At 67.9% G+C, this 15,861-nt stretch carries 13 protein-coding genes; 5 read left to right on the forward strand and 8 right to left on the reverse strand.

The window, feature by feature from the left end; translation table 11 throughout:
* Window positions 1-47 precede the first annotated feature (47 nt).
* The 3 genes from LRM18_RS19175 to LRM18_RS19185 form a co-directional block, all read right to left on the reverse strand.
* Window positions 48-1,055, reverse strand: coding sequence for a cyclase family protein (locus LRM18_RS19175; protein ID WP_103281760.1), 1,008 nt, complete (start codon window positions 1,053-1,055; stop codon window positions 48-50).
* A 35-nt stretch (window positions 1,056-1,090) separates the two neighbouring features.
* On the reverse strand, window positions 1,091-1,741 hold the full coding sequence (locus LRM18_RS19180) for a DsbA family protein (RefSeq protein WP_270955291.1): 651 nt from the start codon (window positions 1,739-1,741) through the stop codon (window positions 1,091-1,093).
* Window positions 1,742-1,833: 92 nt separating this feature from the next.
* The gene (locus LRM18_RS19185) at window positions 1,834-2,739 is read right to left on the reverse strand and encodes a LysR family transcriptional regulator (protein ID WP_270955292.1); all 906 of its coding nucleotides are present in this window, start codon (window positions 2,737-2,739) and stop codon (window positions 1,834-1,836) included.
* 212 nt (window positions 2,740-2,951) lie between these two features.
* Here LRM18_RS19185 and LRM18_RS19190 point away from each other — a divergent pair, with 212 nt between their 5' ends.
* Complete coding sequence (locus LRM18_RS19190; RefSeq protein ID WP_270955293.1) at window positions 2,952-3,830, forward strand: sterol desaturase family protein; 879 nt, start codon at window positions 2,952-2,954, stop codon at window positions 3,828-3,830.
* A 9-nt stretch (window positions 3,831-3,839) separates the two neighbouring features.
* Here the strand turns inward: LRM18_RS19190 and LRM18_RS19195 are convergent, their stop codons facing one another.
* A complete protein-coding gene (locus LRM18_RS19195; protein ID WP_336297095.1) occupies window positions 3,840-4,544 on the reverse strand; it encodes an AraC family transcriptional regulator in 705 nt (234 codons plus the stop codon).
* Between the two features lie 304 nt (window positions 4,545-4,848).
* Window positions 4,849-5,283, reverse strand: coding sequence for a glyoxalase/bleomycin resistance/dioxygenase family protein (locus LRM18_RS19200; protein ID WP_049469314.1), 435 nt, complete (start codon window positions 5,281-5,283; stop codon window positions 4,849-4,851).
* Between the two features lie 337 nt (window positions 5,284-5,620).
* On the opposite strand from LRM18_RS19200, the gene LRM18_RS19205 reads away from it, so the two are divergent.
* Window positions 5,621-8,416, forward strand: a complete 2,796-nt coding sequence (locus LRM18_RS19205; RefSeq protein ID WP_270955295.1) for a glycoside hydrolase family 3 C-terminal domain-containing protein — start codon at window positions 5,621-5,623, stop codon at window positions 8,414-8,416.
* A 99-nt stretch (window positions 8,417-8,515) separates the two neighbouring features.
* On the opposite strand, the gene LRM18_RS19210 is transcribed toward LRM18_RS19205, so the two are convergent.
* Entirely contained in the window at window positions 8,516-9,412 is an 897-nt protein-coding gene (locus tag LRM18_RS19210; protein WP_270955296.1) for a LysR family transcriptional regulator, read from the reverse strand.
* A 105-nt stretch (window positions 9,413-9,517) separates the two neighbouring features.
* Between LRM18_RS19210 and LRM18_RS19215 the strand changes: the two genes are divergently transcribed.
* The 3 genes from LRM18_RS19215 (at window position 9,518) to LRM18_RS19225 (ending at window position 13,402) form a co-directional block, all read left to right on the forward strand.
* On the forward strand, window positions 9,518-10,876 hold the full coding sequence (locus LRM18_RS19215; protein ID WP_270955297.1) for an MFS transporter: 1,359 nt from the start codon (window positions 9,518-9,520) through the stop codon (window positions 10,874-10,876).
* On the forward strand, window positions 10,876-11,262 hold the full coding sequence (locus tag LRM18_RS19220; protein WP_053505909.1) for a DUF4440 domain-containing protein: 387 nt from the start codon (window positions 10,876-10,878) through the stop codon (window positions 11,260-11,262). The genes LRM18_RS19215 and LRM18_RS19220 overlap by 1 nt, the downstream gene beginning before the upstream one ends.
* A 229-nt stretch (window positions 11,263-11,491) precedes the next feature.
* A complete protein-coding gene (locus LRM18_RS19225) occupies window positions 11,492-13,402 on the forward strand; it encodes a CocE/NonD family hydrolase (protein WP_150826812.1) in 1,911 nt (636 codons plus the stop codon).
* A gap of 225 nt (window positions 13,403-13,627) precedes the next feature.
* On the opposite strand, the gene LRM18_RS19230 is transcribed toward LRM18_RS19225, so the two are convergent.
* Window positions 13,628-14,581 carry an AraC family transcriptional regulator gene (locus LRM18_RS19230; RefSeq protein ID WP_049465136.1) on the reverse strand — a complete coding sequence of 318 codons (954 nt, stop codon included), beginning with the start codon at window positions 14,579-14,581 and terminating at the stop codon, window positions 13,628-13,630.
* Window positions 14,582-14,761: 180 nt separating this feature from the next.
* The gene (locus tag LRM18_RS19235; RefSeq protein ID WP_270955298.1) at window positions 14,762-15,856 is read right to left on the reverse strand and encodes an alkene reductase; all 1,095 of its coding nucleotides are present in this window, start codon (window positions 15,854-15,856) and stop codon (window positions 14,762-14,764) included.
* Between the last annotated feature and the right edge of the window lie 5 nt (window positions 15,857-15,861).

Below are 15,861 nucleotides of genomic sequence, written 5' to 3' on the forward strand. Positions count from 1 at the left end.
AGCGGTAAAGCGCGGTGCCGACCAAGGTCGGCACCCACAGGCCCCGGTTACGGGCGGACCGGCAGCGCGACCGGACGCAGCGGCGCGGCATCGCCACCGCGGATCTTCAGCGGGCCGCCGATGAAGGCGAACTCATAGACCTGGTCGCGGGCCAGTTCGTCCAGCGCCACCAGCTCGATGATCGGCGCGCCCTGCTGGGCCAGCAGGTAGGTGTGCAGCGGCACGTAGTCGTCGGACACCTCCGAGGGGAAGGTCTCGAAGCTGAGGTTGTCGGCACCGACGATCATCGCGCCGCTGTCCTCCACCAGGAAGCGCGCCGCGTCCAGGCCCATGCCCGGCGGGTTGGCCATGTAGGCCTTGGGCTGTTCGAACAGGCGCATGCGGCCGGTGCGGATCAGCACCACGTCGCCCTGCTGCAGTTTCACCTTCTGGCGTGCCAGCGCATCCTTCAGGTCCTGGCGGGTGACGCGGTAGCTGTCCGGCAGCATGTCCACGCCCTTGGCGGCGGCCACGTCGATCAGCACGCCACGCGCGATCAGCGGCGGGAACTTCTCGATGCCGGTGACATTCCAGCCACGGTCGCCGAGGTGCTTGTCGGCCTCGAAGCCGTTCCAGATCTTTCCATGGATGCCGAAGTGGTTCAGCGCATCGATGTGGGTGCCGGTATGGCTGTACATCGAGAACGCGGTGCCGGTGTAGCTGCGGGTGAGGTTCATGGTTTCACCCACGCCCATCGGATCATCCATCACCGTGCCGCGTGGGGTGTGGGTCATCCAGAACTGGTAGTGCGGGTCGCCGGCATCCTGCCAGCTGGGCATGCCGACGTAGTATTCGGTGGCCAGGTCATAGGCCTTGCCGCCGCTCACCCGCGACAGGATCGCCGCACGCGAGGCCTCGGTGATCAGGTTGAGGCGGCCGATCTCGTCCTTCGGCCCCCAGGGGCTGGTGCCGACCTGCTGGCCGGAGGGAACGCGTTCGTGCGCGGACACGGTAGTGGAAGCGGCGGTGCCGGCCAGCAGCAGGGCCAGCGCGGTGGCCAGGGTACGTGGGGTCATGGGAAATCTCCTTGCAGGGTGGGGGAGGGTGCGGCTCAGGCCGCGACCAGGTGCGCCAGGGCCTGGCGCAGTTGCGGCAGCGGCAGGGTCTGCAGGCGCAGGCCGTTGCCGCCGATCACAGTGGGTATGGAACGGATGCCGAGCGCGGCGGCTTCGGCACGATCGGCCTGCACGCGCTGGCGCACTGTGTCGCTGCGCATGTGGTCAGCGAAGGCGCCGCGTGGATGGCCCAGCGATTCGGCGATATCCAGCAGGACTTCGGCATCGCCGATGTTGCGGTGCTGGTGCAGGTGCGCCCACTGCACGGCATCGAACATCGCGCCATGGGCGTCGTTGCCACCAAGCATGCCGGCGGCCTGGCAGGCCAGTGCGCCGAGCCAGCCGGATGGATACTCGAAGTCCTGTGCGCGCATGCCTTCGATATCGATGCGCGCGGTGTCTTCATGCGCGGCGCAGTCGGTCCAGTGGCGCAGGATGATCGCCTTGGCGCGCTCCATCGAGCCGAACACTTCGACCATCTGCGCGCGCGAGTCCTGCAGCACGAAGCTGCGGTGGCGCACCTGGATGCCGAGCTTGGCCGAGACCTGCTGCAGGCGCGGGGCCAGCACGAAGCACCAGCCGCAGACCACGTCGTGGAAGAAATCGACCACCGGCGCTGCGGTGGCGGGGGAAGGAACGGAAGACATCTGCCTGCCATCGGTGAGAGGGGAGGCGGCAGATTAGGCAGCGCGGCGTGGCCGAAACAGCACGCCGCGGGCAGCTCAGTTTTCGCTGGCGGTTACGAATCCAGGCCAGCGCAGCCGGGCAGCTCGGCGTGCAGGAAATCGATGAATGCACGCACCTTGGGCTGCAGGTGGCGCGACGTGGGATAGACCGCATGCACGAAGCGTGGCGGATAGCGGTGGTCGGGCAGCACCTGCTGCAGTTCGCCACGGGCCAGCGCCGGTGCCGCCAGGAACGAGGGCAGGGCGCCGATGCCCATGCCGGCCACCAGCAGGTCGCGCAGCAGCAGGCTGTTGTTGACGGTGACGCGCGCCGGCAGGGTGATCGTCACCTGGCCATCGGGGCCGAGCAGCGGCCAGCTGCCGGGCGAGTCGGACAGGCTGTAGGCCAGCACGCTGTGCGCCTGCAGATCGTCCACCGCCCGCGGTGCCGGATGCTGCCGCAGGTAGGACGGGGCCGCGCACAGCACCTGCTGCAGCGACGCCAGCCGGCGCGCCACCAGGCGTGAATCATCCAGCTCGGCACGCAGCCGCAGCGATACATCGAAACCCTCACCGACTGCATCAAGCAGGCGATCTTCCATCACCAGATCCAACGACAGCTGCGGATGCTGCTGCAGGAAGCGTGGCAGCAGCGGCGACAGCGTGCTCAGCGCGAACGACTGCGGCGCGTTCACGCGCAGGCGCCCGGCCACGTCGCCACGCTGTTCGGCGATACCGCGTTCCAGCGCCTCCAGTTCGTCGAGCAGGCGGCAGCATTCGCGGTAATAGGCGTGGCCGGTCTCAGTCAGGCCCATGCGCCGCGTGGTCCGCTGCAGCAGTACCACGCCCAGATGCGCTTCCAGCGTGCGCAGCTGCTTGCTCAGGCCGGCGGGCGACATGCCCAGGTCTTCGGCAGCGCGGGCCAGCCCGCCGCGTTCGACGATGCGGCGGAAGGCACGCATCAGGTTGAAGGAATCCATGCCGGCCCCGGGCGCGATGAGGGCGCCATTGTAGATCCACATCACGCGCCGGGTAGTAGATCCACGCCGTGCGTGGATGTGGGAAACGCGGCGCCGACCAAGGTCGGCGTCTACCCGGTGCGCGCGGGTTGCGCCGTTTGTTCAAGCCAGCACCCCGTACGCGGCGCCAGCATGCAGGCCCCTCACTTCCCGGGTTGCCCATGAAGCACTGGATGCTCCGACTGTATGCCCCGCTGTTCCTGCTGGGCTTCGTTGCCACTGCCGTCGTCTGGGTCGGCCATTGCCACGGTGACCCGCTCTGGCTGCTGGCCTTGCTGGCGGCCGCCATCGCGATCTCGTTCGCCGCCGAGCGTGCCTGGCCGTACGACCCCGCGTTCAACCACGACCACGGCGACAGCCTGCGTGACACCCTGCATGCACTGGTCAACGAAAGCCTGAACCTGCTGTCGATCGCGGCGGTGACGCTGCTGGCGGCAATCATTCCGTGGCAGGCCTGGCCGCTGCAGTGGCCATTCGCGCTGCAGGTGCTGCTGGCCATCGTCTGCGCCGATCTCGGCATCACCCTGGTGCACTACGCCAGCCATCGCATCGGCGGGTTGTGGCGGCTGCATGCGGTACATCACAGTGTCACCCGCATGTACGGTTTCAACGGCCTGATGAAACATCCGTTGCATCAGGCGGCCGAAGCAGTGGGCGGCGTACTGCCGCTGCTGCTGGTGGGCATGCCGATGCCGGTGGCCGCGGTGCTGGCCTTCGCCATCGCCATCCAGCTGCTGCTGCAGCACTCCAACGTGGACATGCGTCCCGGCGTGCTGGGCCGGGTGATGGCGTGGGCGCCGCTGCACCGCTTCCACCACATGCGTTACGGCACCGCCGGCGACGTCAACTTCGGCCTGTTCCTGACCGTCTGGGATCACCTGCTGGGGACCGCCTTCGATGCGCCGGGCTATCGGCTGCAGCAACGCGACCTTGGCATCGGCAGCCAACCAGACTATCCGCGCGATTATCCGGGCCAGCTGCTGGCGCCGTTCCGCGAACTGCCGCATGGCGAGGTGCCGGAGCTACCGGAAGGCCTGCGCAGGCGCGAATGATCGGACATGTCAGGCCGCGTGCAGCTGCAGGCCCTGCAGCTGCGCGGCACCGATGCCGAACATGCGGCGCAGGCTGCGTGACAGATGGGCCAGATCGGCGAATCCAGCGGCATGCGCACTGTCGGTCAGGCTGTGCCCGCGCAGATGATGCATGAGCGCGTTGCGCAGCCGTTGCCACAGCACCCAGCCGCGCAGGGTCACCGCCAGCTCGGACTGGAAACGCCGGTGCAGCTGGCTGGTCGACAGGTGCGCCGCCTCGGCGATATCGGCGGCCGGCACCGGGCCAGGCAGGTGCTGGGCGATACGGGTCAATGCCGCCTGCACGCGGCGGTCCAGCGGTTGCGGGCGGCTCAGTCGTGGCAGCCAGTCGTGCAGTTCCAGCACGTTGCCCGGCAGTACGTGCAGGTGCTGCTGGATCTGTGCGGGATCGGCATGCGCGGGTTCGAGGAACACCGTGCAGCCTGCTTCCGGCGCCGACAGGATCGCGTGCGTCTGGAAGGAGGGCAGCCACAGCCTTTGGCCCTGCTGCCGTACGCCATCGACTTCGATCTGCCAGGGCGTACTGTCGCTCAACAGCAGTTGATGGGCGTAGTGCGCATGCGAGGCGCTGTCACCGGCATGGCCATGAAGCACGGCAGCGTGCGCATCCAGCAGCAACGTGCCATTCCAGGGCAGGGCGGGGGAGGACATGGAGGGATTGTAGATCCACGCCATGCGTGGACGAATCTCCATCGAAATCGAGTAATTCGACGATTGATCGAAGAGCATCCACGCATGGCGTGGATCTAATGCAGATCGCGACGAATTGTCGAAGGCGGGGTGGGTCCGGTTGCGGGGGCGTGAGCGCCATGGATGGCGCGACCGAGCCTCCAGGGACGGATTCACGGCGTCCCCCGCAACCGGACCCACCCCGCCATCGCACAGGAAGCCCGCTTTTGCTTGGGCTGTTGCTTCTGAGGTTGCCGGCCAGCGGCCGGCACTACCGCGGGGGCCGGGCGCAGCCTGGCCGTTCGCCCCCTCAGCGCCCCTGCGGGTCCGGCCGGTGATGCACGTATTCGACCACGGTGCCATCGGGATGCACGGCGTTGAACGCCGCCCCGGTCGGGACCACCTGCAACGGGAAGATGATCTCGGCGCCGGCGGCGACCAGCTTGTCGTGATAGGGCCGAACGTCATCGACCAACAGTGTCCCCGTGGTCGAGGTGAACGGGGCCAGCGCCGCCTGGCTGCCTTCGATCAGCAGGAAGGCGCCGACCATGGCCAGGCGCAGCCCGGCGTCCGGGAACGGGAAGCCCGCATCGGCTACCACGCCCTGCAACTGCTCGTAGAACGCCACGCTGCGTTCCAGCTCGCCCGGAGCCACGAACACCCGGATCAGCACGCGCGGTGCGCGCTGGCTGGAGGTGTCACAGCGGTCGCGCCAGAGATGGTCGAAGTCGCGATGTACGTTCATGGGCTCGATTCGTGGCCAGGGACCTGCATTATCGGCAGCCCTGCGCGGCCCGCTGATGACCGCCAGTGATGGCCTGATAACTGCGGGCCAGGTTGCCCCTGTGACTTAGGTCCTGTTGACAGGTGTGAACGCCCTCGCACAATCTTCACAGGATTGGGTCGCCCTGCGCGGCCCGGGCAGGCAGGTTGTCACGCCGGGAGGAGGGTCCCGCGCGCAGACCGGCCCGTCCTCCGGCCTGTGGGGCGTTGCCTGGCAACCCCTGCGCGGCATGAACGCTGCACCCTTCGGCGGCACTTTCCCTGGACCGATTGCCTTGGCAACGGAATTACGCCTGCCGATGAAAACGTTTACAAAGCCGCTCGCACTGTCCCTCGCCCTGTCTGCCGCACTGGCCGCCCCGGCCTGGGCCGACCCTGCGGCGTTTACCGTACTGACCCTGGAACAGGCACCGGATGCGACGGCGATGGCGGCCCTGGCCGCGCAGTTGAAGACCCTGCAGGTGGACGCGGTGAGCGTGCGCCAGGTACAGCGCGGCATCGGCCAGGTCGATCCGCTGCAGGTGCTGGCCGATGGCCTGGGCTATGAATACCGCTTCATCGCCGCCGGCAAGGACGATGGCCAGACCCAGCGCGGCCAGGCCGTGCTGACCCGGCTGCCGATCGCCGCCGAGTCCGGCCCCGACCAGCCGGGCCTGAACTACCTGCGCCTGGACGATGGCCGCCACACCGTGGCGGTCTACACCGATGCTGGCGCAGGTGCGGCGCAGCTGCCGGCGCTGGTCACGCGTTCGCGGCTGGGCGCCCCGGCGGTGCTGCTCGGCGCGGTGGCCGGTGAATCGGCCAAGGCCGCAGGTTTCGATCCGGCGCGTGTCGCGCTGGAGGCCGATGCCAGCTATTTCAGCGACGGTTTCCAGGCCGCCAGCAGCGCACCGTTCAAGGTGGCAGGCAGCACCCTGCGCGCCACCCTGCTGACCCTGGCCTATGCCGCCGACAAGCACGGTGAAAAGCCATGGATGGACACCACCCTCAACGCCGATGCGCGCGCTGCGCTGCTGCTGAAGGCGATGACCGAGGATGAGAAGTTCCAGATGCTGCACAGCTACTTCGGGCTGGGCAAGGACGGTGGCCCGCTGCCGGAAGGTGCGGTCGGTTCGGCCGGCTTCGTGCCGGGCGTCCCGCGGTTGGGCATTCCGTCGCAGCAGTCGGCCGATGCCGGTGTCGGCGTGACCAATCCGGGGGGCATCCGCCCGGGCGACTTCGCCACGGCAATGCCATCGGGCCCGTCCACCGCATCGAGCTGGAACCGCGAAGTTGCCTTCGCCGGTGGCGCGACCATGGGCCGCGAGGCGTGGCAGCAGCGTTTCAACATCCTGCTGTCAGGCAGCGTCAACCTGCAGCGCGACCCGCGCAACGGCCGCAACTTCGAATATGCCGGTGAGGATCCGCTGCTGGCCGGTTCGATGGTCGGCGCGCTGATCCAGGGCGTGCAGAGCCAGCACGTGATCTCCTCGATGAAGCACTTCGCGCTGAACGACATGGAGACCCGGCGCAACTTCCACGACGTGCGCATCGGCGAACAGGCCATGCACGAGTCGGACCTGCTGGCCTTCGAGATCGCGCTGGACGCCGGCCGCCCGGGCGTGGCGATGTGCTCGTACAACAAGATCAACGGCACCTACGGCTGCGAGAATGGCTACCTGATGAACCAGGTGCTGAAGCAGGAATGGAAGTTCCCCGGTTTCGTGATGTCCGACTGGGGCGGCGTGCACAGTGGCTCGAAGGCAGCGCTGGTCGGCCTGGACCAGCAGTCGGCCGGTGAAGTGTTCGACGCGGCGGTGTTCTTCGATGAGCCGCTGCGCCTGGCCGTGCATGGCGGCGTGGTGCCGCAGGCGCGCCTGAACGACATGGTGGCGCGCATCCTGCGCACGATGTTCCTGCATGGCAACTTCGACAACCCGCCGCAGCACCAGAAGGTGGATGCCGAGGCCGGCTTCGCCGTTGCGCAGCGCACGGTGGAAGAGGGCAGCGTGCTGCTGCGCAATGAGGGCAACCTGTTGCCGCTGGCCGACAGCGTGAAGCGCATCGTCATCATCGGCGGCCATGCCGACAAGGGCGTGATCGGTGGTGGTGGTTCGTCGATGGTGGGCGTGACCGCCAAGGGCACCAACGCGGTGCCGGGCGTGATGCCGACCACCTGGCCGGGCCCGGTGATCTTCCATCCGTCCTCGCCGCTGGAATCGCTGCGTGCGGCGCGCCCGGACGCGACCATTGAATATGTGGACGGGACCGATGCCGCGGCTGCGGCCAAGGCCGCCGCGCAGGCCGACGTGGCCATCGTGTTCGCGACCCAGTGGGCGGCCGAATCGGTGGACCTGCCGGACATGCAGCTGCCGGACAACCAGGACGCACTGATCTCGGCGGTGGCCAAGGCCAACCCAAAGACAGTGCTGGTGCTGGAAACCAACGGCCCGGTGCGCACGCCGTGGCTGGCGCAGGTGCCGGCGATGCTGCAGGCCTGGTACCCGGGCATCCGCGGTGGCGAAGGCATCGCCGCGTTGCTGACCGGCCAGGTCAATCCGTCGGGTCGCCTGCCGGTGACCTGGGTGACGGACGAGTCGCAGCTGCCGCGCCCGCATATCGATGGCCTGGGCTTCAAGCCGGCCAAGCCGTTCGGTGATGTGTTCGATTTCGATATCGAAGGTGCCAACGTCGGCTACAAGTGGATGGCGGCCAAGGGCCTGACCCCGACCTTCGCCTTTGGCCATGGCCTGTCCTACACCTCGTTCGCCTATGACAACCTGAAGGTGAGCGTTGAAGGTTCGCGCCTGGTCGCCAGCGTCGACATCCGCAACACCGGCAAGCGCGCCGGTGCCGACGTGGCACAGCTGTACCTGAAGCTGCCGGCCGGCAGCACCACGCCGATCCGCCTGATCGGCTACGACAAGGTGAACCTGCAGCCGGGCGAACAGCGCCGCATCCGCATCGAAGCCGAGCCGAAGACGCTGGCCCACTACGATGCACAGGCGCGCCAGTGGAAGATCGATGGCGGCACCTACCAGGTGCAGCTGTCGCGCAACGCCGCCGAACCGCTGCAGACGGTGGACGTGCAGCTGGTGGAGCAGGTGCTGCGCTGATGCATGAAGGCACGGCCCGCACAGGGCCGTGCCTGAAAAAGGGGACGGAGGGGATTAAGTCGTTTATGCATAAACGACTTAATCCCCTCCGTCCCCTTTTCATATGGCGAACCACCTGCGCAGGAAATCGATCAGCTGCCGCACCTTCGGCGAGGGCTGCGTGCTGTGCGGGTAGACCGCATACACGCTCTGCTGCGGGAAGCGGTGCTGGCGCAGCACCGGGCGCAGGCGGTCCTGGGCCAGGTCGTCCTCGATCAGCCAACGTGGCAGCACGGTGACCCCGGCGCCGGCCACGGCGAAGGCGCGCAGGCTGCTGGCGCCATCCACGCGCACCACGGCATTGTCCGGATGAGTGGCGAACAGCGCGTCGCTGCCATCGGGGGCAACCACCGGCACGTCGGCCAGGCGTGGGTAGCCCAGGCGGGGCAGGGTACCCAGCTGCACGGGGTCATCGGCCGCATCGGCCGAGGGCAGGCGTGCCAGCAGGGACGGAGCCGCCACCGCACACAGTGGATGGCGCTCCAGTTCGCTGGCGTGCAGCCCTGAATCCGGCAGGCGGCCAAGACGGATCGCCAGGTCGAAACGCTCGGGAATCAGGTCCGCTGGCGCTGGAGAAGTTGAAAGGTGCAGCTGCAGGGCCGGGTGCCGCGCACGGAACGCCTCCAACGCGGGAATCAGGCGCAGCTGCGCGTACTCCGGCGTGGTGGTCAGGCGCAGCACACCCTGCAGCTGGTGCTGGTCGCGGCGTGCGGCATCGATCGCTGCTTGCGCGGCATCCAGCGCCTGCACGCAGTGCTGCAGGAACTGCTCGCCGGCCTCGGTCAGGGCCAGGTGGCGGGTACTGCGCAGCAGCAGGGTCACGCCCAACTCCTGTTCCAGCCGCTTCAGGTTGAAGCTGACCACCGCGCGGCTGAGGCCGAGGCGATCGGCCGCAGCGGTCAGGCTGCCGGCCTCGACCACAGCGCGGAAGATATCGAAGCGGTCGAGGCTGACCATTGCGGCTCACTGTCAAAATGGTTTTGACAGTGTTGCAGCTGCCGTCGTGTTTTTCCAACAAGACCCACACGGCATGCTGCTCGCTTCCCCGCTGGAGCGCCGCCGATGCCGTCCCCCCGCCTGCGCCACGAGGCGATCTTCCTGCTGGTGTTCGCCCTGGATCTGGTCAACATGTTCATCGCCACGGTGGCCTATCCGGCATTGGCAGCGGAACTGCACGCCGAGGTCAGCACCCTGGCCTGGGTGGGCACCGCCTATATGCTGGGCCTGAGCGTGGTGATTCCGCTGGCGCCCTGGCTGGCTGCGCGCTGCGGCGAGCGTCGCTTGCTGCTGGTGGCGCTGCTGTTGTTCGCGGTTGCCGCTGCGCTGGCTGGCGCAGCGCCAGGGATCGGCTGGCTGCTCGGCTGGCGCCTGCTGCAGGGATTGGCCGGTGGCCTGCTGATTCCCGTGGCGCAGGCGGCAGCGTACCGGCACTGCACGCCCGACCAGCGTGGCGCGCTGACCCGGCGCATCCTGCTGGTGGCGCTGCTGGTGCCGGCATTGGCGCCCGCGCTGGGCGGGTTGCTGGTGCAGTGGCTGTCCTGGCGCGGCGTGCTCTGGGCCAGCCTGCCGTTGGCGGTGGTGGCGATCGGGCTGGTGCTGGCGTGGATGCCGGCCGACGGCACGCGCAGTGCACCGCGCCTGCAGGCCTATGCGCTGTCCACCGCGATGCTGGCGCTGGGCGCGCTGCTGCTGGCGCTGACCTGGCTGGGGGAGTGCGGACATCGCAGCGCAGGTGCCGTGTTGCTGCTGGTCGCACTGCTGCTGGCGGCGGCCCACCTGCAGCATGCACGCCGGCAGGCACAACCGCTGCTGCGCTGGTCACTGCTGTCCCATCGCGGGCTGCGCCTGGCGATGCTGGTGTATCTGGCCGTGCCCGGTGTGTTCATCGGCAGCCAGCTGGTCAGTACCCTGCAGCTGCACCAGGCCGGTTACAGCGCCGCACGCATCGGCGCGCTGATGCTGCCGTGGGCGCTGGCCTCGGCCGTGGCGATCACGGCCAGCAAACGGCTGCTGGCCCGCCTCGGCCCGGCCACGGTACTGCGCGTGGGCATGCTGCTGCAGGCCAGTGGGCTGCTGTTGATGGCGCTGCTGCCGCCGCCCGCCTTAGCATCGGCCGCGCTGTTGTTCGCGCTGATGGGCGCTGGCGGCAGCCTGTGCAGCAGTACCGCGCAGACGCTGGCCTTCCAGGGCGTGGAGGGCGAGGCGCTGGGTGATGCCAGCGCTCTCTGGAATCTCAACCGCCAGCTCAGTTTCTGCCTCGGTACTGCGGCCATCGCGCTGCTGCTGGCACTGGCCATGCAATGGCTGCCGGCCAACGCCACCCGCGTGGCGCTGGGGCTGGCCGCCCTGCTGACCCTGCTGCCGATGGCATTGCTGCGCAGGTCTCAGAGGATCACCTTTTTGCAACCGGAGAACACCTGATGCATACCACCGCAGAACATGAAATCCACCACCTGCATGACAAGCTGCAGGCCTGGTTCCGTGCCGACGTCGGCACCGACGCGCTGGGTGATCTGATGGCGCATTTCTGCGCGGACTTCAGCATGGCCGGCATCGCCGGGCGCCGATTGGATCGGCAGGCCGTGCAGGCGTTGTTCGCCAGTGGTCACGGCGCGCGCCCCGGGCTGCGGATTTCCATCGACGCCGTGCAGGCGGTGGATGCGCCGTTGCCGCTGGCGGTGCTGCGCTATCGCGAAGGGCATTCGATCGATGACGGCCAGCCCGCGTGGCGCGAATCGCTGGCGGTGCTGAGGCAGGAAGAGGGTCGCTGGCGCTGGCTGGCGCTGCACGAGGTGGTGGTGGCCTGACCGGGTAGTGCCGGCCGCTGGCCGGCAACTTCATGCTCCTGGGGCGCGTTGCGCGTTGCGCGGTCGCCGGCCAGCGGTCGGCACTACCGTTCGCCGGCGAGCGCAGCGGCACCGCAGGCACATGTGCCATCAGTCCTGCCTGCATCCACCGCAGAATGCAAAGCCTGCACACACTTCACGGCGCAGGGCAGGAGTAGGCTTGGAGCTTTCCTGCCGGGAGGGGTTGTCCATGCGTGTGCGTGCCGTCGCTGTAGCCATTGCCCTTTGCCTGTCCAGCACTGTGCTGGCCGCCGATACCCCGCCGATGACCCCGGACATCAGCGGAAAGCCCTTCGTTGCCCCCGATGTCGGTCGTGACTACGACAAGCGCGTGGTGATGGTGCCGATGCGTGATGGCACCAGGCTGTATACGGTGATCGTGGTGCCCAAGGGCGCCCACAATGCGCCGATCCTGCTGACCCGCACCCCCTACGATGCCGCCGGCCGCGCCAGCCGCAGCGATTCGCCGCGCATGCGCGACCTGCTGCCGCAGGGCGACGAGGTGTTCGTCGACGGCGGTTACATCCGCGTGTTCCAGGACATCCGCGGCAAGTACGGCTCCGAAGGCGATTACGTGATGACCCGGCCGCTGCGCGGGCCGTTGAACAACACCAAGGTGGACCACGCCACCGACGCCTGGGACACCATCGACTGGCTGGTCAAGAACGTGCCGGAGAGCAATGGCAAGGTCGGCATGCTCGGCTCGTCGTACGAGGGCTTCACCGTGGTGATGGCGCTGACCGACCCGCACCCGGCACTGAAGGTGGCCGCACCGCAGAGCCCGATGGTCGATGGCTGGATGGGTGACGACTGGCTCAACTACGGTGCGTTCCGGCAGGTCAATTTCAACTATTTCGCAATGCAGACCGAGAAGCGCGGCAAGGGCACGCCGCTGCCCAGCCTGGGCTACGACGACTACAGCACTTTCCTGCGCCTCGGTTCGGCCGGCGACTACGCGCGTTTCACCGGCGTGGACCAGCTGACCTGGTGGAAGAAGCTGGTTGAGCATCCGGCCTATGACGGCTTCTGGCAGGGCCAGGCGCTGGACGCGGTGATGGCGAAGACGCCGCTGAAGGTACCGACCCTGTGGCTGCAGGGCCTGTGGGACCAGGAGGACATGTGGGGCGCCAACCACGCCTACCAGGCGATGGAAGGGCGCGACAGCGGCAACAACCGCAATTACTTGGTGATGGGCCCGTGGCGCCACAGCCAGGTGAACTACAGCGGCAGCGAACTGGGCGCGCTGAAGTTCGATGGCGATACCGCGCTGCAGTTCCGTCGCGATGTGCTCAAGCCGTTCTTCGACCAGTACCTGGTGGACGGTGCACCGAAGGCCGACACGCCGCCGGTGCTGATCTACAACACCGGCGAAAACCACTGGGACCGCCTGAAAGGGTGGCCGCGCAGCTGCGACAAGGGCTGTGCCGCCAGCAGCAAGCCGCTCTATCTGCGTGCCGGCGGCAAGCTGGCGTTCCAGGCGCCAGCGGCGGGCGAGGGCGACTTCGAGGAGTACGTGTCCGACCCGGCCAAGCCGGTGCCGTTCGTGCCGCGTCCGATCCGCTTCGGCGACCGCGACATGTGGACCACCTGGCTGGTCAAGGACCAGCGCTTTGTCGATGGTCGCCCGGACGTGTTGACCTTCATCACCGAACCGCTGACGGCGCCGCTGCGCATCGGCGGCGCACCGGTGGTTCACCTGCAGGCCTCGACCAGTGGCACCGACAGCGACTGGGTGGTGAAGCTGATCGACGTGTATCCGGACCAGGAAGCGTCGACGCCGGAGATGGGGGGCTACGAGCTGCCCGTGTCGCTGGCGATCTTCCGTGGCCGCTACCGCGAGAGCTTCAGCGAACCCAAGCCGCTGGCGGCGAACCAGGTGCTGCCGTACCGCTTCGATCTGCCCAACGCCAACCACACCTTCCAGAAGGGGCATCGGGTGATGGTGCAGGTGCAGTCCAGCCTGTTCCCGCTGTATGACCGCAATCCGCAGACCTACGTGCCCAACATCTACCTGGCCAAGCCAGGCGATTACCAGAAGGCCACGCAGCGGGTCTGGCACAGCGCGGCGCAGGCCAGCTACATCGATCTGCCGGTGTATTGAGCTTGCTGAGGTCCGCCGGGTTCGCGATGCCCGGCGGTGGTGGTAGTGCCGGCCGCTGGCCGGCATCCACGACGGTGCCGGAGCGTGTCGACCAAGGTCGACACCTACCAGGGCTTGGCCATGGCAGGTTGATTCTGGCGGGTGTGGTAGTGCCGGCCGCTGGCCGGCATCCACGACGGTGCCGAAGCGTGTCGACCCAGGTCGGCACCTGCCGGCGACAGGCTCTCACCCCACCTTCGAGGGACCGGTGCGCCATCGGCTGGGCACCAGGCCGAAGCGCTTGCGGAACGCGGCGGCGAAGTTGCTGGGGTGGCGGTAGCCGCTGGCGGCGGCGGCCTGTTCGACGGTCCATCCGTTTTCGCGCAGGCCCTGTTCGGCGTGGCGCATGCGCTGCTCGTGTAGATAGTCGAACACCGAGCTTCCATACTGCTGGGCAAAATGGCGGCGCAGTGAGCTGGGGCTCATGCAGGCCAGCCGGGCCAGCTCGACCAGGCTGTGGGCATGGCTGGGGTCGTCATGCAGGTAGCTGCGCACGCGTTCCAGGCGCTCGCGCTGGCCGGCGCGCAGCGTGCGCACCGGGTCGGCCTGCAGGTCCTCCGCCTGCAGGCCGAGCGCCAGCAGCTGCAGTGCCACGCCCTCGCGCCACAAGGCATCGATGCCGTCCTGCCACGGGCGGTCGAACAACTGGCCCAGCACTGGCAACATCGCGTGCGGAATGGCCCAGTGGCGGCATTCCAGGTGCGTGTCGAGCGCCTTTTCCAGCAGTGGCATCCGGAAAACTTCCGCATCGACTCCCGCCGGCACGATCACGCTGACCCCGCGCATGCGCGTCTGGCCGGGGTGCGCGCCGGTCATCTCGATCTGGTCGCGATGCTGCGCGGTCATCGCGGTACCGGCACGCAGGGTGAATGCACCGCGTCGCGGGATACGCACGTCGACCTGCCCCTGCAGCATCACGCGGATGGCAAGCCCGGGACGCTGCTGCGCAGTAGCCACATAGGGGAACCGGTTATGCACGTCAGAGGCGATCAGGCTCATGCCACCGCGCATGAACTGTTCGTTGACCTCGCCGCGACCGGCCCACTGGTCCTCGCGCAGGTGTTCCGGATCAGCGCGGTAATCGAAGCCATGGCGCTGGCCGAAACGGCGGTAATCGGCAAAGGTGAAATATCGGGACATCGCTCGGCGCTCGGCAAGGAAAACGGGGCGTCGGTGCACGCTCGCCCTTCGCGTGACATCGCGTTATTTTCGCTGCTGCTGCCGCCTCGATGAGGGGCGGGGTGGCCAAAAACAGGGATCCAAACGGCCAAACTGCCCGCTCCGGTGCCTGCCCGGAACCGGGCAGGCACCGCATTGAACTCAGCGGTCCAACGGTGGGTAATCGGTATAGCCGTGTTCGCCGCCGCCGTACAGCGTGTCCGCATCCAGCTCGGCCAACGGCGCACCGGTACGCAAGCGCGCGACCAGATCCGGATTGGCGATGAAGGGTCGGCCGAAGGCGACCATGTCGGCGTAGCCGCTGGCTATGGCTTCGCCGGCGCGTGCGGCATCGTAGCCGTTGTTGGCGATCCACTGGCCGCGGAAGCGAGCGCGCAAGCCCGCATAGTCGAACGCGATATTGTCACGGTCGCCTCCGGTGGCGCCTTCGATGACATGGATGAAGGCCAGCCCGTCAATCGCGTCCAGGCGTTCCACCGCACGATTGAACAGCGGCTGCGGGTCGCTGTCGTGCGCGTCGTTGACCGGCGTGACCGGCGACAGGCGCACGCCGGTACGGCCCGGGCCGATGGCATCGGCTACTGCACTGACCACTTCAAACAGCAGGCGCGTGCGGTTCTCGATGCTGCCGCCGTAGGCATCGTCACGATGGTTGCTGCCGTCGCGCAGGAACTGGTCGATCAGGTAGCCATTGGCCGCGTGCACTTCCACGCCATCGAAACCGGCGTCGATCGCATTGCGGGCGGCAGTCCGGAAGTCCTCGATGAGCGCCGGGATCTCTTCGATGCCCAGCGCGCGGGGCTCGGATACATCTTCGAAACCGTTGGCGGTGAAGGTCTTGCCCTGGGCACGGATCGCGCTGGGCGCCACCGGCACTTCACCTTCCGGCAGCAGGCTGGTGTGGGAAATGCGGCCCACGTGCCAGAGCTGCAGCACGATGCGTCCGCGCTCGGCGTGCACTGCATCGGTGACCGTTTTCCAGGTGGCGACCTGGTCACGGCTGTAGATGCCCGGGGTGTCCAGATAGCCCTGGCCGAGCGGGCTGATCTGCGTGGCCTCGGCGATGATCAGGCCGGCGCTGGCACGCTGCCGGTAATAGGTGACCGCCAGCGGTGAGGGCACGCGGTCGGGCAGGGCACGGTTGCGCGTCAGGGGCGCCATCGCGATGCGGTTGGCTACGGCGATATCACCAAGGCGGGTGGGCGTGAACAGCAGGTCGGCGGCGGGGGTCGTCATCGGAA

Origin of the sequence: Stenotrophomonas sp. PI_27 (genome assembly GCF_027854495.1) — a bacterium.
GTDB lineage: Bacteria > Pseudomonadota > Gammaproteobacteria > Xanthomonadales > Xanthomonadaceae > Stenotrophomonas > Stenotrophomonas pavanii.